15 protein-coding genes and 2 pseudogenes are annotated in these 20868 nt (G+C 47.6%); 10 read left to right on the forward strand and 7 right to left on the reverse strand.

Annotated features, from left to right (window positions below):
• Positions 1-162: 162 nt before the first annotated feature.
• The 3 genes and pseudogenes from POG22_RS05120 to POG22_RS05130 form a co-directional block, all read left to right on the forward strand.
• Positions 163-4377, forward strand: a pseudogene (locus tag POG22_RS05120) (ATP-binding protein); the annotation flags it as partial.
• 450 nt (positions 4378-4827) lie between these two features.
• On the forward strand, positions 4828-5340 hold the full coding sequence (locus POG22_RS05125; RefSeq protein WP_498904003.1) for a sensor histidine kinase: 513 nt from the start codon (positions 4828-4830) through the stop codon (positions 5338-5340).
• A 214-nt stretch (positions 5341-5554) separates the two neighbouring features.
• Positions 5555-7990: a GH116 family glycosyl hydrolase gene (locus tag POG22_RS05130; RefSeq protein ID WP_498903993.1), complete on the forward strand. Its 2436-nt coding sequence runs from the start codon at positions 5555-5557 to the stop codon at positions 7988-7990.
• Positions 7991-8110: 120 nt separating this feature from the next.
• Here the strand turns inward: POG22_RS05130 and POG22_RS05135 are convergent, their stop codons facing one another.
• From POG22_RS05135 to POG22_RS05155, 5 genes are all read right to left on the reverse strand, one after another.
• Positions 8111-9472 carry a 2-succinylbenzoate--CoA ligase gene (locus POG22_RS05135; RefSeq protein WP_498903995.1) on the reverse strand — a complete coding sequence of 454 codons (1362 nt, stop codon included), beginning with the start codon at positions 9470-9472 and terminating at the stop codon, positions 8111-8113.
• Positions 9473-9728: 256 nt separating this feature from the next.
• A complete protein-coding gene (locus tag POG22_RS05140; protein WP_017658880.1) occupies positions 9729-10235 on the reverse strand; it encodes a restriction endonuclease in 507 nt (168 codons plus the stop codon).
• Positions 10222-10710, reverse strand: a complete 489-nt coding sequence (locus POG22_RS05145) for a hypothetical protein (protein WP_017658881.1) — start codon at positions 10708-10710, stop codon at positions 10222-10224. The genes POG22_RS05140 and POG22_RS05145 overlap by 14 nt, the downstream gene beginning before the upstream one ends.
• Positions 10711-11340: a ParA family protein gene (locus POG22_RS05150; RefSeq protein WP_498903996.1), complete on the reverse strand. Its 630-nt coding sequence runs from the start codon at positions 11338-11340 to the stop codon at positions 10711-10713. It lies immediately after the preceding gene.
• Positions 11341-11545: 205 nt separating this feature from the next.
• Complete coding sequence (locus tag POG22_RS05155; protein WP_498903997.1) at positions 11546-12469, reverse strand: o-succinylbenzoate synthase; 924 nt, start codon at positions 12467-12469, stop codon at positions 11546-11548.
• 799 nt (positions 12470-13268) lie between these two features.
• Here POG22_RS05155 and POG22_RS05160 point away from each other — a divergent pair.
• From POG22_RS05160 to POG22_RS05185, 6 genes are all read left to right on the forward strand, one after another.
• Complete coding sequence (locus tag POG22_RS05160; protein ID WP_063717962.1) at positions 13269-13712, forward strand: hypothetical protein; 444 nt, start codon at positions 13269-13271, stop codon at positions 13710-13712.
• Positions 13713-14417: 705 nt separating this feature from the next.
• Positions 14418-14648, forward strand: coding sequence for a type II toxin-antitoxin system HicB family antitoxin (locus POG22_RS05165; RefSeq protein ID WP_063717961.1), 231 nt, complete (start codon positions 14418-14420; stop codon positions 14646-14648).
• An 85-nt stretch (positions 14649-14733) separates the two neighbouring features.
• Positions 14734-15450, forward strand: a complete 717-nt coding sequence (locus POG22_RS05170; protein ID WP_017658888.1) for a DUF488 domain-containing protein — start codon at positions 14734-14736, stop codon at positions 15448-15450.
• Positions 15443-15892 carry a DUF488 domain-containing protein gene (locus tag POG22_RS05175; RefSeq protein ID WP_063717276.1) on the forward strand — a complete coding sequence of 150 codons (450 nt, stop codon included), beginning with the start codon at positions 15443-15445 and terminating at the stop codon, positions 15890-15892. The genes POG22_RS05170 and POG22_RS05175 overlap by 8 nt, the downstream gene beginning before the upstream one ends.
• Positions 15893-16002: 110 nt before the next feature.
• Complete coding sequence (locus POG22_RS05180) at positions 16003-16731, forward strand: dual OB domain-containing protein (RefSeq protein WP_498903998.1); 729 nt, start codon at positions 16003-16005, stop codon at positions 16729-16731.
• A 373-nt stretch (positions 16732-17104) separates the two neighbouring features.
• Positions 17105-18286, forward strand: a complete 1182-nt coding sequence (locus POG22_RS05185) for an aldo/keto reductase (RefSeq protein WP_063717278.1) — start codon at positions 17105-17107, stop codon at positions 18284-18286.
• A 10-nt stretch (positions 18287-18296) separates the two neighbouring features.
• Here the strand turns inward: POG22_RS05185 and POG22_RS05190 are convergent, their stop codons facing one another.
• Positions 18297-19103: a Uma2 family endonuclease gene (locus tag POG22_RS05190; protein WP_498904000.1), complete on the reverse strand. Its 807-nt coding sequence runs from the start codon at positions 19101-19103 to the stop codon at positions 18297-18299.
• On the reverse strand, positions 19084-20301 hold the full coding sequence (locus tag POG22_RS05195) for an FAD/NAD(P)-binding protein (protein WP_498904001.1): 1218 nt from the start codon (positions 20299-20301) through the stop codon (positions 19084-19086). Before POG22_RS05195 ends, POG22_RS05190 begins: the two co-directional genes overlap by 20 nt.
• 127 nt (positions 20302-20428) lie before the next feature.
• On the opposite strand from POG22_RS05195, the pseudogene POG22_RS05200 reads away from it, so the two are divergent.
• Positions 20429-20734: pseudogene (locus POG22_RS05200) on the forward strand (CobW family GTP-binding protein); the annotation flags it as partial.
• Between the last annotated feature and the right edge of the window lie 134 nt (positions 20735-20868).

Raw genomic sequence — 20868 nt, forward strand, 5'->3', positions numbered from 1 at the left:
TAAGCAAATCGGAATGCGAGTCAAAATATCGGGAGCGCAATGGAAAGTAGAGAATGTTTCTAAGATTCTTTCTTTACGCTGTGCTTACTTAAATGGCACTCTGTTTTAGCAATATTTTTGCAAAACTGAGATGCACCCCTTCAAAGTACCGTTCGCGCCTACGAGTTAATCCCTTACCAAAACACGCTCGTTATCGTTTTTGAAGATATTGGCGGCGTTTGCCTCAAAACGCTTCTAAAAAACAATCAGCTTTCCTTCGATATCCGAATTGAAATTGCTGTCAAAATTGCGAACGCTCTGACGGAAATTCATCGGGAAAACATCATCCATAAAGACATCAACCCCGCCAATATTATCTACAACTGCGACACCGGACAGCTCAAAATTATCGATTTTGGAATTTCGAGCCGAACGGCAGTCGAAAACCCAGTTCTGTCGAGTCCCCAAGGATTAGAAGGTACGCTGGCGTATGTGTCGCCCGAACAAACCGGACGCACCAACCGCCCCGTCGATTACCGCACGGACTTCTACTCCCTCGGGGCGACGCTGTACGAACTGTTCGCCGGCCGCCCTCCCTTCACCAAACAAGACGATCTGGAACTGGTTCACTGTCACATTGCCAAACCGCCGACCCCCTTAAGCTACCTCGATCCCGACCTCCCCACTCCCCTCAGCGCGATCGTCAGCAAACTGTTAGCCAAATCTCCCGAGAACCGCTACCAAAGTTCTCAAGGGATCGCTGCCGACCTCGAAACCTGTTTGCAACAGTGGCGTGCGACGGGAACTGTCGAAGCCTTTCCGCTAGGTCGTTGCGATGCGGCGGAAACTTTCCAAATTCCCGACAAACTTTACGGCCGCGAAGCCGAACTCCACACGCTCCTGTCTGCGTTCGATCGCGTCGCGGCCGGCTCGCGAGAACTAATGCTGGTGTCGGGCTATTCCGGTGTCGGCAAATCTTCGCTCGTGGCGGAACTGCAAAAACCCGTAACTGCCCGACGGGGTTACTTCGTGGCGGGAAAATTCGATCGACTCCAGCGTAACGTTCCTTATAGCGCTCTGGCGGTGGCGCTGGCGGCTCTGGTGCGACAACTGCTGGCGGAAAGTCCGATGCGGCTCCAGCGGTGGAAACAGCAAATTCAAGAGGCCCTCGATCCCAACGCCCGCCTCGTGGTCGATGCGATTCCCGAACTGAAAGCGATCGTCGGCGAACCGCCTCCGTTGGGGGATCTCGATCCTACGGAAGTTCAAAACCGCTTTCGCTTGGCGTTTCAAAAGTTCGTGCGCCTGTTTTGCCGCCAGGAACACCCGCTCGTGTTGTTTCTCGACGATTTACAGTGGGCCGACCGGGCGACGCTGAAACTGATCGAATCTGTTGTTACGGACGAAGACGATCGCTATTTGTTCGTGGTTGGGGCTTATCGAGATAACGAAGTCAAGACGTCTGATGCGCTGGCCGTGACCTTGGCGGAAATTGAAGAACGCGGCGCGATCGTCAATTGGATTGCTTTGCATCCTCTCAGTGAGGCGCAAGTGGCTTGTCTGCTCTGCGATACTTTACGCCGGACGGTTCCCGAGGTGCGTTCTTTAGCTCGGTTGGTGTGTCGGAAAACTCGAGGCAATCCGTTTTTTATCCGTCAGTTCTTACAGGCTCTGCACCGCGAACAGCTTTTGCTGTTTAACGTCAGTCGGGGACAGTGGCAGTGGCATCTCGATCGCATTGAGGAACGGGATATCACTGAAAACGTGGTGGAACTGACCCTCTCGAACGTGCGCTTTTTACCGCCTGCGACTCAACGCTTGCTACAACTGGCAGCCTGCATCGGCAACCGCTTCGATCTCGCAACCCTCTCGTTTTTGGCCGAACAGTCTCCGATAGAGACCTATGAGAACCTCGGTGACGCGATCGATGCCGGCCCGATCGTGCAAATCTCGGTCGCCGAGATCGTTGGCGATAACAGCCTCGTCGATCGCGCCGATGCCTTTCAGTTTAAATTTCTCCACGATCGCATTCAACAGGCGGCTATCTCTCAAGTCGATTGGCAACGCCAGCAACAGCTCAATTTGCGCCTGGGACGGATGCTGTGCGAGATGCTATCTCCTGAAGACCGAGAAGACCGCATTTTTGAAATCGTCGATCGCTTTAATGTGGCTCTCGAGCTTATCGACGACCCGAGCGAACGCCGCCGTCTGGCCGAACTGAACAGCAAGGCGGGAGACCGAGCGTTAGAGGCAACGGCGTACAGTGCCGCCTGTCAGTACTTGCGATCGGGGATTGCTTGTATGACGCAGGCGTGTTGGGATAGTGACTACGACCTCACACTCGAGCTGTACGCGCAGTTGGCGCAAGCGGAATATCTCAACGGCAATTTCGAGGCGTCGAGCGATCTTATCGACACGATCGTCGCTCGCGTGCGATCGCCCCTCGATAAAGCGAGAATTCAGGCGATCGCGATCGTCCAAACTACCCTACAAGGGCAGTACGATCGCGCCATCGAGATCGGCCGGGACGCACTGCGATCGCTCGGCATCGATCTCCCCCAACACAATTTGGAGGCGGCGTTAACGGCGGAAGTCGAACGGGTCAACGCCAGCTTGCAAAACCGCAGGGTTGCCGACATCGTTCGCGAACCGGAGATCGCCGACGAAACGGTTCGAGTGGCGTTGCGACTCCTCGACAAACTGCTACCGCCAACCTACATCAGCGATCGCCGTTTGATGGCCGCGATCGCCGTCGAACTGACGAACCTGTCTCTCCAGTACGGTCTGGCGGCTGAATCCTCGACGGGATTCGCGTTTTACGGCATTCTTCTGGTCACGGCGTTTGAGGACTATCGCCTCGCTTATCAATTCGGACGTTTGGCGATGGCAACTGCCGAGCGGTTCGGCAACCTCGCATACCAATGTAAGGCGTATCACGTGTATTACAGTTGCATTCACCATTGGGTCGAACCCCTGCGCTCGTCCCAGGCCATCGGCGATGCGGGCTATCAAGCTGGACTCGACGGCGGCGAGCTACAGTATGCGGGATATTTGCTACACGGTCGCGCCATCAACAAATTTTATCGGGCGATGCCGTTATCGGATCTGTTAAAACGGCTCGATTTGTTTTTGAAATTCGCCCACACCACCCATAACCAAGTGACTGCCGATACGCTGCTGGGCATTAAACTGGCGACGGTGCGACTGGTCTCGGAGGAGGCGAGTTCGGAGGGGTCGCAGGCGCAACTTCCTACGGAAACGGAATATCTCGATACTTGCCAAAGCCATCAGAGTGGGTTTGCGCTCTGTACTTACCGCATTTTACAAAGCCAAATCGCTCTCCTCGAAGGTCGCCCTCACGAGGCGCTCGAGGCGGCTGAAATTGCCCTCGACCTCCTCGAATGTATCCCAGGATACGTTCATATCGCCGAACATAACTTTTATTACTCTCTGGCGATCGCTGCGGCTTGGGACGGATTCGACGCGCGGCAACAAGAGCGCTATCGCTCGATCTTGCAACGCAATCAAGCGCAACTCGAACGCTGGGCGAGCCACTGTCCCGAAAACTTTCAGCATCAATACTTACTCGTCGAAGCCGAGCGATCGCGCCTCGACGGGGCGTCTTTCGAGACCATCGACCTTTACGATCGCGCCATCGAAGAAGCTTGGGATGGGGAATTCGTTCAAAACGCCGCTTTGGGATGCGAGCTGGCCGCCCGTTTTTGGTTGAGGTTAGAAAAGAAAGATTTCGCGCAATTGTATTTCAAAAAAGCGCGGTATTATTATCAGATCTGGGGAGCTGGGGCGAAAGTGGCCGCCCTAGAACGCCAACACTGCGATCTGTTGTTCGCGACGTCCGGTCAACGCGCGACGACGGTTTCAGCGCGATCGACGAACGATGCGACTCAATCGTTGGATACGGCCTCTCTGCTCAAAGCGACTCGAGCGATCGTCAGCGAAATCGTACTCGATAAGTTCTTGGCGACGCTGCTGCGGATCGCGATCGAAAACGCCGGGGCGAGTAAGGGCTGTTTGCTGTTACCGATAGATCCGAACGCTTCAGAGGAGCGATCGTTCGTCATCGAAGCCGAGGCCAGCATCGATGACGAGGAGGTGACGGTGTTGCAAGCCAAACCTCCCGAGGGTCGCGTTCCCCTCAGCGCGATTCACTACGTCGATCGCACGGGTTCTGACGCGATCGTCAACGAAGTCAGTCAAGACAGTCGCTTTGCCAACGATTCCTATGTGACTCATTACGACGTACAGTCTTTGTTGGGGATGCCAATTCTCCACAGCGGCAAGCTCATCGGGATTTTGTATCTCGAAAACACGCTCATCGCCAATGCGTTTACGCCCTCACGTATCGAACTGTTGCGGGTTCTGTCGGCGCAAGCGGCGATCGCCCTCGACAACGCGTTACTCTACACTTCTCTCGAACGTAAAGTCAGCGATCGCACTCAAGAACTGCAACAGAAAAATATCTCTCTCGAACAAACCCTCGACAAACTGCAACGGACGCAAGCTCAACTCATTCAAACGGAGAAAATGTCGAGTTTGGGGCAATTGGTGGCAGGTGTCGCCCACGAAATCAACAACCCCATCGGATTTATTTATAGTAATCTGAACCCCGCCCAGGAGTACGTTCGCGATCTCCTCGACCTCATCGCCACCTACGAGCGAGAGTATCCCGATCCCACCGCAGCGATCGCCGAAAAACGAGAAGAAATCGACCTCGAGTTTATTGCGGACGACGTTCGGCGACTTCTCGATTCAATGCAAATTGGGGCCGATCGCATTCGCGAAATCGTCGTGTCTCTGCGTAACTTCTCCCGTCTCGACGAAGCGGAGATGAAACCCGTCGACCTGCACGACGGACTCGACAGTACTGTTTTGATTTTGCAGTCTCGGTTCAAACAGGAAGGACAGCGTCGGGAAATTGCCATCGAACGTCACTATAGCGATCTCCCTAAAGTCGTCTGCTACGCCAGCCAACTGAACCAAGTGTTTATGAATATCATCGGCAATGGCTGCGACGCCCTCGAAGCCAGACGCCTCGATCCCGACGCCGACGAACCGCCAAAGATTTCTATCCGAACCGAGCGTACAAAAGCGAACACGGTGGCGATTTCGATTTCAGACAACGGCTGCGGTATGGACGAAACGGTGAAAAACCGCTTGTTCGATCCGTTTTTTACCACCAAACCCGTCGGAAAAGGTACGGGGTTGGGTTTATCGATTAGTTATCAGATCGTCGTCGAAAAACACGGCGGTCGCCTTAATTGCGAGTCTGTCCCCGGACGAGGGACGACGTTCGTTATTGAAATTCCCGTTTCGCCAGATGGTGAGGGGATGATGAGGTGATGGGGATAAAGGGAGATATTTATCGTTTTTCTAACAATTGCGTTGCGGGGTCTCCTCAATCCAAAGTGTAAAGCGATTTTTCAAGAAAAGGCTTCGGTTCGTGACGAGTTGACCGGCTTAACTCAAGATCGTGCCTGTTTTTAGCTCACGTACCCGACCACTGTTCGATGAGATAATGAAAAACCCTCAATTATCAACTATCAATTCCCGACAGATGCTGAACTCTCCCCGTCCTCCCATTCCCGCCCAAACTTGGAACTGGACGTTCGATCGCGAGTGGGACGATCCCTATACCGTTCGCTATCAAAGCAATCTCGACGACGGCCCCGACCACGGAATGCCCATCGGTGGCTTCGGGGCAGGTTGCATCGGGCGATCGCCCCGAGGAGAGTTTAACCTCTGGCATCTCGACGGCGGCGAACATATATTCCAAAACTTACCTGCTTGTCAGTTCTCTGTTTATGAAGAGAGCAACGGCAAAAGTCAAGCCTTCGCACTCAGTCCAGAATTCCCAGAAGACGGGAGCCTTAGCGCCTGGAGTTACTACCCCAAACAGACGCAAGACGGTAAAAACACCGCCACCTATCGCGCTCTCTACCCTCGCAGTTGGTTCGTTTACGAAAACGTTTTCGATACTATTCTTACCTGCGAACAGTTTTCTCCCATCGTTCCCCACAACTACCAAGAAACCAGCTATCCCCTGGCGATTTTCGAGTGGACGGCCCACAACCCCACTGACGAACCGATTACCCTCAGCATCCTCTTAACTTGGGAAAACATCGCCGGATGGTTTACCAACACCCTGAAATCCCCGGAAGTGCGAGTGCGCGACGACGGAAGCCCCGTCTACGACTATAAACCCCGCTGGGGCGAGAGTGGGGGGAATTTCAACCGTTGGATCGAGGATTTTTCCCGGTTGGGTTGTTTGATGAACAGTGGTGACATCGGACTCGACGCCACGGAAGAGGGACAGGGACAACTGGTGTTGGCCACCGTCACTAATCCCGCTGTGGAAGTCACCTATCACACACGCTGGAACCCCGTCGGCGACGGTGGGGAAGTGTGGAACAGCTTCGCCAGCGACGGAACTCTCTGCAACGAGGAAGATGAAACCCCGGCGAAACTGGGCGATCGCATTGCGGGGGCGATCGCGGTTCGCTTTACCGTCCGTCCCGGCCGCACTCGGAAAATTCCTTTTATTTTGGCGTGGGATTTCCCAATTACGGAATTCGCCGCTGGAATTCAAGCTTATCGACGCTATACGGACTTTTTCGGACGCAGCGGTCGTAACGCTTGGTCGATGGTACGGACGGCGTTGAAGCATTCGGATATGTGGAAAGAGGCGATCGTAGACTGGCAACAGCCGATTCTCGAGGACGAGAGTTTGCCGGATTGGTTCGAGATGGCGTTGTTTAACGAACTCTACGATCTCAGCAGCGGCGGGAGTTTGTGGACGGCGGCGGACGAGGAGGAACCGAAAGGCCGCTTTGGGGTGTTGGAAAGTTTCGATTATCGCTGGTATGAAAGTTTAGACGTGCGGCTGTACGGCTCTTTTGCCCTGTTGCAGTTGTGGCCGGAGTTAGAAAAGTCAGTTTTGCGCGGTTTCGCGCGGGCAATTCCCACCGCCGACAAGACGCCTCGTGTCATCGGTTATAACGGTGCCTCGGCGATTCGCAAAGCAGCGGGGGCAACGCCGCACGATTTGGGGGCAGCCAACGAGCATCCTTGGATACAGACGAATTACACCAGCTATCAGGATTGTAATTTGTGGAAGGATTTGCCCTGCGATTTCGTGTTGCAGGTGTATCGGGATTTCCGGTTGACGGGTGGCGACGATGTGGAGTTTTTGCGGGAGTGTTGGGGTGCGATCGTGCAAACCCTGGCGTATTTGAAGGAATTCGATAAAGACGGGGATGGAATTCCTGAAAACGGCGGCGCCCCGGATCAGACGTTCGACGATTGGCGGTTGAAGGGGATTAGTGCCTATTGCGGCGGGTTGTGGTTGGCGGCGTTGCAGGCGGCGATCGCGATTGGGGAAGTGTTGAAAGCTTCGCCGCCGCAATGGAATGCCAGTAATTCTCGCGCTAACGTTCCCCCTCCCGAGGAAATATTACCGGTTTATCGTGCGTGGTTGGAACAGGCAAAACCCCTGTATCACAACACTCTCTGGAACGGCAGTTATTACCGCCTCGACAGTGAAAGCGGTTCGGATGTGGTGATGGCGGATCAGCTTTGCGGGCAGTTTTACGCGCAATTGTTGGATTTAGACGATATCGTTCCCCACAACTGCGCTTTAGTGGCGTTGCGAACGGTTTACGACAGTTGTTTTGTGAGGTTTAATGCCAATCGAACGGTTGCGATCGGGGCTGCTAACGGCGTGATGCCAGATGGTTCGCCGGAAGATCCCAACGCCACTCATCCGTTAGAGGTTTGGACGGGAATTAATTTCGGTCTCGCCGCGTTTATGGTGTTAATGGGAATGCAAAAGGAAGCGTTAGCTATGACGGAATCGGTTGTTCGCCAAATTTACGAAGGCGGCTTGCAATTTCGCACGCCGGAAGCGATTACCGCTGCCCGTACTTTTCGAGCGGGTCACTATTTACGGGCAATGGCAATTTGGGGGCTGTTTATGATGTTGAAAAAGGGATAAATTCAGTATAAAAATTCAGATCCCCGGCATCTTGGAGATGCCGGGGATCTCGCCCCCACCGACAACCTCTAAGAAACCCAATTTTTAGAGTTCCTCGCCCCCACCGACAACAACCCATTTTTAAGATTTATCATTTTCAGCCATTGCCAATCGCTTGACTTCCTGAAAATTGACTTTACCGCGATTGTTGCGAGGCAATTGTTCGACGCGAATCCATTTTTTGGGATGCTTGTAAGAACTCAATAATTTTTTAAGCTCTTTTTTTATATTTTGTGATATAATTTCGATTCGAGCGACATAAACCGCCGTAACGATTTCTCCCCAGTCAGAATCGGGAATTCCCACAACACAGATATCCTCAACAAAACCCGTCGATCGCACGGCGTTTTCTACTTCGATAGGAAAGACGTTTTCCCCTCCTGTAATAATCTTTTGACTGTCTCTTCCCAACAGGTGTAAAAACCCATTTTCGTCGAAATAGCCTATATCGTCGGTGTCTAACCGCTGCAACCTCTCAATTTTTCCAAGGGGAGAATACCCCAGCATCAAAGACTGAGAACGAATCGTCACCCGTCCGATTTCTCCTGGGGGCAAAGGATTTCCCAACTCGTCTAAAATCGAAACCTCAGCATGAGGTAAAACTCTACCGCTGCTGAAATTGCCTTTTAAAAACTCGTGGGGATGAAGTGTCACCACTTGCGATGCTGTTTCCGTCATTCCGTAAGTCAACGCCACCGGAATCTCGAACTGTTTCGCTGTTTCTAACAAACTTTGCCAAGCGGGGGCACCACCGAGTAAAACTCCTTGAAAGCAAGACAGCCAAGTTGCCGTTTTCGGGGAGTTGAGGAGGCGGTTTAACTGCGTGGGAACGAGAGAAATCCAGAACGTTTCAGGTTCGAGGTTGGGAAAAGTTGCCGATTCGATCGCCTTCGAGGAACAAATCGCCAAAGTTCCCCCCGTGACGAGCGATCGCATAAACTGCATTAACCCGCTAACATGAAATAACGGCAGCGTACAGCAACAGTTAATCCTCTCGAGATGGAACTGTTGCCGAAACCCGAACACCGACGCACAAAGGGTTTCCCAAGTATGAACCGCAAAGCGAATTTTTCCTGACGATCCTCCGGTGGGAATGGCAATTCCGGGGTGAATTTCGCTATTTTTCTGAGAGTGGGTTGCAGAAACCGCCGTGGTTCCCCAAACCACATCGAACTCTGCAATTTCCCGAACCTGTTTCCATTCCGACTCTCGCCAATTGGGATTTCCCAAAAACAGGGGAACGTTAGCGATGCAAGCGGCGAGAAATTTGGCTAAAAACACGACAGGTTCGGCTTCGCAAAGTAAAACAGTTGGCTGTTTTGGGAAACTCTGCAATTCTGCTAAAGTGCGATCGACAATTTCTGCAAAGCGATCGCTTCCCTCCGCCACCAACTCAAACCCATCGCGACGCTGCTGAAAAAGCGTTAGCGGATCTACCATCATTCCGTAAAAGATAGTGTCATCGTTGCTTTCGAGTTTCGATCGAGCTCGGTTTTGCAGTAGTATGGCATTATGCTTGACGGAAAATAGACAACACCAATTTATCAACCAATCTGCATTTTTAACTCCCTTTTTTAGGGCGATATTTAGACGCGATCGACGATTAATAATTAATACAACAAAATTATTAATACAAAAAAATTAAATTTAAAGCATAAAAAATATGTTTTTTATGCTTTTTTAGATTAATTAATAAGTATCACCTAATTTCCTCAATATGCTTTTTAAGATTGTTAGCCATAATCTGAGTTATATTACCATCCCTAAAAGTGACTTTTCCTGTCTCAAACGATCCAGATAGCAAATCTTCGAGATGAATATGTACTAAATATATATCTCCTTCTCTATTTTTACGTTTTAGCTCGGCTTCCGCATCAGGAGCGAGTCCAGAAGCTGTAATAATTATTCCAATATCTAGTTTTTCGCGATCCATAGCCAGTATAAATCCACCCAGTCGATCGGCATCAAATTTCCGTTTTTCAATCTTAATGTTAATAGCTGCTACACAATCACTATCCAGCCAAATGACATTTACTCGTCCATCAATTCTTCCATCCTGATTTCCTCTCCTGGGTGGTAAATCCCTGACACTAATCTTGGGGTCTCCCCCAATCAAAAGAAGGATTTTATCTTGTACTTCCTTCTTTTGTTTTGGTGTTTTTTGGCTGACTAGCTTTCTTACAATTTCCTTTTCAAGCTGACCCATTTTCAATCACTTCTTCACTACCAAATAATGTTTCTAAGCTTTCTAGCGCAAGTTTCAACACAGCATCTATAATGTCTTCCGTAGATTCTATGTTAGGATTAACCGTCAAAATATTTGACGACAAAATCAGTAGATTCCATTTCAAGATTTTGACATCGATTAAAGTCATTGGACGATCGGAATCTTGTTGATTATTTTTTTGAGTCGATCGCGCTGATTTGTCAATGTAATGTAAGATTTTTGAGGCATCATCATAGCTAAAGCAATCTAAAAATTTACGATCGGGTTGGCTGTGTCTTCCAGCTAAAAAAACAAAAGCTTTCTGGATTGTAGCCCTATTCGTTGTTGTTCCTAGATAACGCTTTACTAAACGGCATGAATTGGCATCCAACTTTTCTTCTTGAAAAGTCATGGAAATTTTGGCATGAATTCCAGCCTTTGTCTTTTTGCTTATTTCGCGATCGAGTAACAGCATTTATACATCAACTCCTATCGAACTTAGTAATTTTTCTATAGAGTCAAAGAACGCTGGATCTTTAATATAGTATGGATCGGGTTCTGTACTAAAAGGAATCCACTCTGGACTCAACAAGCCTAAAATCCCTTCTCGTTCCATTATACCCTCAACGTCTTGTCTCCTTGATGAATAATCACTTAAGGAGCATTTGTTAATAACTACTTGGAGGTTTATTCGGCTACTACCGACTAAAGCAGCTCTAGCCAACTTAGCAGTTTCTCTCGTGATACGTCTACAGCCTTTTGGATCGCTAGGCACTAAAGGTACAATCACTCTCCAGCCTCTATGATTTTCATCTAATAAGTTACTTTGAATTTTGAAGTAGTCATCAGTATCGGCCACCAAAACATCAAATTTAGAAGATCCTGGGAATCGAGAGGGGAGTTCTTCTAGTTCTTTTGTCTCGATTTTGTTGTTCGAACTATCAAAATCGTGACTGGCTTTTAAGTCTTCAGACATTAAGCCTCCTTGAGCTAAATCTAAAGCCCAGACACGCTTACCTTGTTTAGCCAGAAATAGCGAAATATTAGTTACCAGTGTTGTTTTGCCAACTCCTCCTTTAGGAGCGTTAACAACAATTTTTAGCACAGCCGTCAATTCCTCAATTTAAGACAATAAGTTAGTAAAAAAAATTAGCAGGATACTTCTATATCTCTGTCATACTTTGGTCTATCTTTTTGGCAAACAACAGAGTTATATTTATTTTTTTGTCAGTTTTCTGAAAATTGCCATAGTCTGGGATATCTCAAAGCTAATTTTGCTATCAAATACTTAATATACCCAATGTACCCTGCTAAAATTTTAGCACAACCTCATCTGCAAACCATCCCTCGATACCAAATCCTACCGCACGAGGAACCGTTTGCAACCTTGCCGCGAGTCGCAACGCCGCTTCTCTCCCGATGCGAGTTTCAAACACCGATGAAAATACCGTATCGAGGCAGTGAGTTTCGCAGAGTTGGCGTAACTGAGTCGGCGAACCTGCGATCGCAGCTTTCACGACAAAAATGCCACGCCAGCCGCGACGGATGCAAGTTTCCAGTTGGCGGAGGGTGGCGACGGATTCATCGAGTGCGATAGTTGTTGTATAGCGATCGCACAATTGCAACATTTCATCAAATTCTGTCACGGGAAGGGGTTGTTCGAGAAATTCGATCGCCTTTCCCTCGCAAGCAGCTAACCAGCGATTGGCGGTTTCCCAGGTTAACCCCCCGTTGGCGTCGAGGCGAAGTGTGGCGTTTGGCGGAAGAGACGAAAGCAGGCGATCGAACCATTGCAATTCTAACTCGATATCCGTCACGCCAATTTTCCACTTAAACGTTTTTCCCGCTTCGGGTTTCAGCGACTCCAAAACCGAGAAAACCGCCTCCCCCGTCGGTAACAGTTGGCTGTTGGGTAGTTCGGGTGTTAAAGGAATTTTTTCAGTTAAATTCAACCACGCTGACTCGAAACCAAATTGAGAGGCGGGAAATTTTTCGGAAATCGTGAAAATCTCTGTTTTGCTAAGAGTTTTAGGAAATTGACGACAGAGAGTTAATGCCTCTAAAAATGTTTCAGAACCAAACCAAGGTAACGGCGCGATTTCTCCCCATCCCAAATTTCCTTTGTCATCTGTTAATTTTAGGAGAATTCCCTGACGATTTTTCCAGCATCCGTGATGAGTTTGTAACGGTTGAATAAATTGACGACGATAGGGAAAAAATGAGAAACGATACATTTTGTTTTTTGGGTTAATTTTTTATAGCGATCGCCCAATTTTAGTTCGTCAGTTGGAGAGAGCGATCGCGATGCTTAAAACTCTCAAAGTAAAATTCGAGACTGCTGAGTTCTCTCTAAAAACTCAACCGATAGTTTATTCCTTTTTTTTGTTTTGTGTGGATATGTCAAATCTAAAATCTTCGGATTTTGGATACAAGCTTCTGTACTGATAGTAGCGGCTGTTGGGTTTCACTTTGTTCCACCTAATCTACCCCAGAGCTTCATTTTTTTACATCCATTGAGATGCACCCGAACGCGGAATTTCGACTCAAATAAAAAGGTTCGCATTTTCGCAACTCTTCCAATGACGAGAGATCGTCATCAACCCACTCAAAAGTCATCACTCAAACTAGCGCTCTAATATTTCCTTGTGTATATAGCAACCTTAAATCAGTTGTGTAACAAAATTGAGACAAAAAGGGAATCGGGAACGGGGAATCAGATTTTTTCGGGTGTTTTAATTTTTGACGACCCATTTGGGACTGCTATATGCTAAAATATTCTAGCAGTTTTAAATAAATTGTTACTGATTAAAACACTTCAAACATCTCGAAGATGTAAGTTAGTTGAATTGGGGTTTCTATACTCGATTGGGTTGTTGTTGGGTTTTGCGATCGCTCTACTCAATCTGCTCAAAACTTATGTTTATGTTTTTGAAAAATGGATATATCTCCATTTTCGATCCTCCATTTTCGATTCTCTATTTTTTATTATTTATTTAGGATCGATCGAGTTGTTTTTCACGAAATTTATATAAAATGTCATCTCTTTTTGTTTTTGGACTTTACTCTCCTTTTATTATACTATTTTTAGCCTTGCTGTACATGATGTTTTTTGCAAAGAACATTAAAGAGAGCCTAATTGCAATTTTTTCAATTTTGTTTGTAAAATTTGCTATATTTATAAGTCTCTTAAGTCAAATGGCTAGTATAGGGTTTAGTTTAGGAGATTGGGAGTTTACAAAAGTCGTAAAACATCCAAACTGGATTCGCTGCCCTGAAATTGAGTTTGCTGAGTTTCTAGGGATTTCAGGGATTGTATTATCGAGTTTAGCAATTTTTTTGTGCTTGATAATATTTCCCCCACAACATCGCATCTTGCGTTGGATGTTAATAATTTTAGCGATCGCAGCCTTAGAAATTAGTGCGTATCGATTCATCGAAATACAAGCCGTGTTTCAAATTCTCGATCGCTCCTGTTAAAACCCCTCAAAAACCCGAATTTTTTTGAGAGTAAACCCCCTTAAATTTAAACTCAAAATAAACCGTCCTATTTTATTCCAAAACGACCGATCGAAGCCTCACTCTGGCTTCTCAAAACCTATACTAAGCCAAACCCAGTTTTCAATCCGTTTTCCTCCAATTCGATCGCACCGTTTTCAGAATTGCTTCCCCTTCCTAAAACCCCTTATAATAACAACATCAAACGAAGTTTACCCAAGATGCCAACATGACGAACCCAGTCGGATTCGATTTTCTGTCGAACGCTTCATCGTCGCAACCGGATACTGACTCAACCCCCTCAGCGGTGACGGGTAGGTTTAGTGAGGCGTCACCTCCCCCATCCCCTCCCAAACCCCATCCTTCCCAACCGCCTCTCGGATACCGCCTGCAACAGCTCGATCGATTACGAAAGCTCGTATCTAATGAATTTACATTTTTGAGATGCACCCGACTCAACTCAGGCAAACATTGACAATTGCAGCGAAGAATGAAGATGAAGATTCTCTATATCTAGAAAAGCAAATCAAACAATTATAAGACTTACTCAGTAACCCAGATTTTTACAACATTTTGTTATTTTATAATGAAGTGAAGCTCGGAACAAAAAATTAATTTTGTGACAAACAAGTACGTAACTTTTGAATTATTAAACGAACTCAAAAATATAGAGAAAGGTGAAAGCTCATGAGTCAATATAGTACGTTGGTTCAGCGATTGGAAGACGATCGACTGTTCTTAGGCACGATTCCAGAACTCGCCGATCGCGTCGTGATGCCTTGCACTCACGGCAAAACTCGCCAGGAAGCGATTCACCATGCAGAAGAAGTTATCGAAATGTATTTAGTAGCTTGGAAACAAGAAGGATTGCCGATTCCCGAACCTATGAAGTCTAACTTATTTCAGAACGTTCGATGAGGTAGATTTCATCCCAAATTTCAGATATACTATTAAGTCTAGACTCGCACTCAGAACGATCGCCCACTGAGAGGAGTTACCAATCATGACATTTTTTACTATCGGTCATTCCAACCATTCCTTTGAGAAATTTGTCGCACTTCTCCAACAACACCAAATTAGCGCTTTAGCTGACGTTCGATCGCATCCTTACAGTCGCTATTGTCCCCATTTCGATCGCGCCTTTCTCAAAAAAAACTTACCTGAATTTGGCATCGCCTACGTTTTTTTAGGAAAAGAACTCGGTGCGCGTGCTGAAAATTTGAGTTGTTACGAAAATGGCAAAGCTTTATACAGTCGAATCGCCAAAACCGAGAGTTTTTCTCAAGGGATCGATCGCCTGTGTAAAGGCAGCGATTGCTATCAGATTTCTCTGATGTGCGCCGAACAAGATCCCCTCACCTGTCATCGCGCCATTTTAGTCAGTCGCCATCTTAAAAAACGCGGATTTGACATTCAACATATTCTCAAAAACGGCGATTTAGAAAGTCAAGACTATCTCGAAGAACGACTGCTGGAAAAACACCATCTCGATCGCTATATACAAGACTCTAGCCAGCCAGAAGAACAGGCAACTCAATTGAGTTTGTTTGGTGTCGAAGACAACGCGATCGAGTCTAATGAAAATTCAGAAGAAGAAGCGTTGAAATCCCTCGACAAAAGCGAACTCATCGAACTGGCGTATCAACGTCAAGGAGATGCGATCGCCTACGTCGATAAAACTATGAAAAACTTAACCCTTCAGGAGTCTACTCGTGGCTAAACCCATCCAAATTTTCACCATTGGCTTTACCCAAAAAACCGCCGAAGTCTTTTTCAAAAGCTTAATAGAAGCTGGCGTCAAGCGAATTATCGACGCCAGAGCCAACAACACTTCTCAACTCGCCGCATTTACCAAACGAGACGACTTACGCTATTTCCTCAAAACCATCGCAGACATCGACTACATTCACGTTCCCGAATTTGCTCCCTCCAAAGACATTTTGGACGATTACAAGAAAAAGCGAATTGACTGGAACGCTTATGAAGAACGATTTGGTCAGTTAATTCGCGATCGCAAAATTGAAGATCGAATTGCGATCGATCTATTAGATAGTGGCTGTTTGCTGTGCAGCGAACCCAAACCAAATCACTGTCACCGTCGCCTTGTCGCCGAGTATTTTCTAGAAAACTTACCTCTCGACATAAAAATTTGTCACTTATGACAATTTAACGCAACGAAAACTCGGTATTTGCTGGATATCGGGTTTTTAAATAAGTAAGATTAGAATTACAATATTACCTAAATATAACTCAACCAACATAAAATAGAGCAGTGAATACATTTACAATCCTGTGCTTAGCGAATTCGTTCAAGCATGGAGGACGGTGCATTGCTGGCATAAAAACCGATCGATCGGGTTGGATTCGACCAGTTTCTTGCCAATCTGACGGAACCTTAACCGAAGAAGATTGTAAACTAGCAAACGGTAAATTTACTAAACTGTTTGACGTCATAAAAATAAACTGTACCGAAGCGCATCCGTCTCCTCATCAACCGGAAAACTGGGTCGTTTCTTCCAAAAAATGGCTGTTTTTAGGTCGTCCAGATACTAAGTTTTTGAAATCTCTGTTGAAATCAGAAATCAAACGCTCAAAATGCGATCCGTATGTGTTAGGAAATGCGAGCGATCGCCTCGAGTGGCAGTTTATCCAAGAGAATCCCCTCGAATCTTCTCTAAAAATAATCGTCCCTAAAAACATCACCTGGAAAATCACAACGCCAGATTTTATCAATCGAAAATACCGAGTATCGTTCCAGTTTGGCGAAGTACTTTACAACTTACCCATTACCGATCCCGAATGGCGAAAAACTTTAAGTCAGTTACCTGATGGGGACTATTCCGCCGCCGAAGCGATCGAGTATTTAAACCTTCAAAATTTCCATCCCGATAACTTTCTATTTACCCTGAGTTTAGGAGAACCGTTTCAACCGCGATCGCCCGGAGATTGGTATTGTTTTAAAATCGTCGCTGCTGTCATAAACTTGGACGTTTACAATTAATTCCAAAACCCAAAACCCTAGCATCTTCAAGAGGATCGTTACACAAAATTCTGTTGAGCAGTGTCGCTCCCGTTCGTGTTGCTCCTCCAACGAACAAACAATGCGGAATCTGCGTTTCAAACCACTTGTTTTAGATTCTCTCTGTAGCCGCGTTATAAGCAGCGTGGCTACAGAGTTTCAGGCGAATTTACAAAAAAACACTTTGTAAATCGGATTCCGTATGATACCAAAATCATTTTAAGGGCGGAACCGTGTCCTTACAATACAATGCCAACAATTTTGGAAATTCATAAGCTCTACTTATAAGTCTAACTCCAGCAGACCCGTTTTGATAGAATATTTATTAAATTGACGTAACGTTTTAAGTTCGATCGTGAAATACCGACGCTTTGGACGCACCGAATTAAAAATGTCTGTATTCTCCTGTGGGGGAATGCGTTATCAACATTCATGGAAAGATTTACCGCAGTTTGAAATTCCTAAAGACAGCCAACACAATTTAGAAGCAAACATTCATCGATCGATCGAATTGGGAATCAACCATCTCGAAACAGCTCGGATGTATGGAACTTCGGAAATTCAAATCGGACAGATTCTCCCGAAATTTCCTCGTGACAAAATCATCGTTCAAACGAAAGTCTTGCCGACAGAAGATCCTCTAGAATTTCGAGAAAACCTCAAACAGTCCTTACAAAACTTGCAGCTTGAATTTGTAGATTTGCTGGCAATTCATGGTATTAATACCCCAGAATTGTTAGCATATACCTTGCGACCTGGCGGCTGTTTAGATGAGGCGCGAAAATTTCAGAAGCAAGGTCGAGTCCGCTACATTGGCTTTTCCACTCACGGCTCACCAGAAACGATCGTCCAAACCATTGAATCTGGTGAATTTGACTATGTAAACCTGCACTGGTATTACATTAACCAATCAAATTGGCCGGCGATCGAAGCGGCTCGCCGTCACGATATGGGCGTATTTATTATTAGCCCTTCTAACAAGGGCGGAATGCTTTACAAACCTCCCACAAAATTAACGGAGTTGTGTCGTCCTCTCTCGCCAATGGTTTTTAACGATTTGTTTTGTTTGAGTCGTTCCGAAGTTCATACATTGAGTTTGGGAGCGGCGCGTCCGTCGGATTTTGAGGAACATTTAAAAGTGTTACCGTTGCTGTCACGAGTCGAGGAAGTCTTACTACCAATTCTCGATCGTCTCGAACGAGCGGCGATCGAAGCGTTGGGAGAACAATGGTATAAAACTTGGCATTTCGGACTTCCCAATTTTGACGAAACGCCGGGTCAAGTGAACGTTCCCGTGATTCTGTGGCTGCGAAACCTTGCTGTTGCTTATGATTTAGTAGAATACGGTAAAATGCGCTACAATCTTCTCGGAAATGGGAGTCACTGGTTCCCCGGACAAAAAGCGGAAAATCTCGATCTTCAATCGTTACGATCGAGTTTGGCGAACAGTCCCCACGCTGAAATAATTCCCAAAATCTTGCAGGAAGCCGATGAATTACTCGGCGGACAAGAGGTCAAGCGGCTCTCGCAACAGTAGCGTTTTTAGCTCAATTGATGGGGTCAATCGATCGATCGCGTATCCAATTTCGCAGAGAACGAATCACCTGATTTTCCGACTTCGTTTCTCGTTCCCTCAACAACCCGTTCAATACCTCCGCCGACACCATCGGAAACGCCAGACTCGACGGCGATTCCATATAACCGTTAGACTCGGGAGACAAACAATAAATCTTGAGTCGATCGCGCTTCGTATATCGCCAAACTTCCGCAATTCCCAACGCCGCATAAACCCCCATCCGTTGCGTCGAAGGACTGGTAATATCGACCTCGATGGCTAAATCTGGCGGTAAATTTGTCGGAATCTCCGGATCGAGACCTTCCAAAAATCGCGCGTTTTGGATATAAAAACAAGTATCTGGTTCCGCCGCGCGTTGTAAATCTTCCCGTTCCAACGTCAGCGAACCCAAATTAACCACCTCTAAATCGAACTCCTCCGTTAGCGTCGTGACGATTCTGGCTAACAATCGGTTAATGAGTTCGTGAAGCTTCGACGGCATCTTTAACTGTAACCGGCCGCGATCGAACGTCAAGCGGATCGATCGCCTGTCTCCCAAATCCGACAAGAGCGATCGATAAGTATTCCAACCAATGTTGGACAACACTACTGTCTGGGTAATTTTACCTTGAAACTTCCCCGAATCTAACTCACCAATCTTCCTTGACATCGCCGTCTCGATCGCGTCCTTATCGCCATCCCTATTGTACGGAACGCTCGATTTCCCCGAGACGGCGATCGCCGTTACACCGACACCGGTAACGCCAGACTCGCTTTTGTCAACGCCGGAACGATACACTCGACTCGCTCGCTAACTTGCCCCCATACAAGTTTCGCGCCACCGGCCCCACCTGTAAAGCCGTCCAAGCCCCCATTAAAAAGAGTTCGCAGTTTCCCCAACGCAGGCGATCGCTCAACACCGGAAGTCCTCCCACCACTCGAACCGGATGAGTTTCCCACATCGCGGCTAACAAAGGATTTTGGCGGATGTCAAAATGGGTTCCTGTCGCCAACCACAAGCGATCGAACCGTTGCGACACCAGCGTTTTACCCGATTGCGCCGCCTCAACGCGCCATCCCAAATCCGTCCAAGCTGCCGTTGCGATTTGGCAATTTTCTACAAACTCCACCTTTCCCTGTCGTGCCAGTTGCCGCAATTTTAATAAAATTGCCGGAGTTAAAGACCCGCCATTTCTCGCCGATCGTACCATCGCCGCGCGTTTGTCCCAATCCCGTTCGGCGTGAAACCCCTTCAAATACTTCGGCCCCAGCCAACCCGGATCGGCGTCGAACAACTTCCCGTAAAACTCCCGTCGCGCCACCATCGTCACCGTCGCGCCTCGTTTCACCGCACCGATCGCCAAATGTCCGCTGGTGAGTCCGCTTCCCACGATGAGAACGCGACGCTGTTGTAAGTGCGATCGCCGCAAATCGATGTCGTTGGAATGCTGTAAGGCGTCTGAGGGGTGCAGTGGCGGAAGAGACTTCACCCAATCAGGAAGATTTGGGATTCCCTCACCCGTCGCCAAAACCACCCGTCGCACCAGACAAGTCGAACCCTCCGCCGATTCCAGGCGAAATCGACGAGTTCCCCGATACTCGATCGGTTCGATGTGGGTGATGCGCGTGGGAAAAACGCGATCGCTCAATTCCCAACGCCGAACGACATCCTCGCAAAACTCCTCAAATAGCCGAGTTCCCGGTAAATCGTAGGGGGGAAACAGTTCCGTCGAACGCGAAGTTGCAAAACGCCGCAACGCATACGGATCGGGATCGGGATGGTGAACCGCAGGCGATCGCAAATGGGGAATCTCTAAAGCCGCGAACTGCTGTTTCCAACACTGCATCCAGGTTCCCGCCGGATCGAAAATCGCCAGGCGATCGCGCAGCGACTTCTTTTTCTGCAAAAGATGCGTCACCAGCGTTAACGCTTGAGGGCCCGCACCCACCACCGCCACGTCCACAGCCTTCGGACACCGATCTGACAAATTTCTCACCACAGTCTCAGTTACAGGACAACTTATGTATAATAAGAATCATTCTCATATTTGGCGAGAGCAACGAACCCAAAACGGCTCTTCCCTCGTTGTCCTGGCTGTTGAAAACTGACAATCTAGGTCTAAGATGAGCGATCGCACCACTTCTCAACCCCCAACCTTAGAGCTTCCCAAGCAGGGAATGCCGGTTACAATCATTACGGGATTTCTCGGCAGTGGAAAAACGACGTTGCTCAACCATATTCTGAACAATCGTCAAAACTTAAAAGTCGCAATTCTCGTCAACGAGTTCGGCGATATTGATATTGACAGCCAATTGCTGGTTTCCATGGAAGAAGATATGGTACAACTCAGCAACGGCTGCATTTGCTGCACGATTAATGAAGGGTTAGTCGATGCAGTCTACAATGTTTTAGAGCGGCAAAACAAGCTAGTGCAGCGTCAACTCTAAGAATTAGGGTTAACGGGAGTATTGAGGTAATCTGTAGGGAGCGAGCCGGAGTCCCATGCAGAAAAAATACATTGTGCGCCTGACAGCAGAAGAGCGTCATCAGCTACAGGCAGTGA

The sequence above is a fragment of the Geitlerinema sp. CS-897 genome (assembly GCF_028368005.1).
GTDB classification, from domain to species: domain Bacteria; phylum Cyanobacteriota; class Cyanobacteriia; order Cyanobacteriales; family Geitlerinemataceae; genus Baaleninema; species Baaleninema simplex.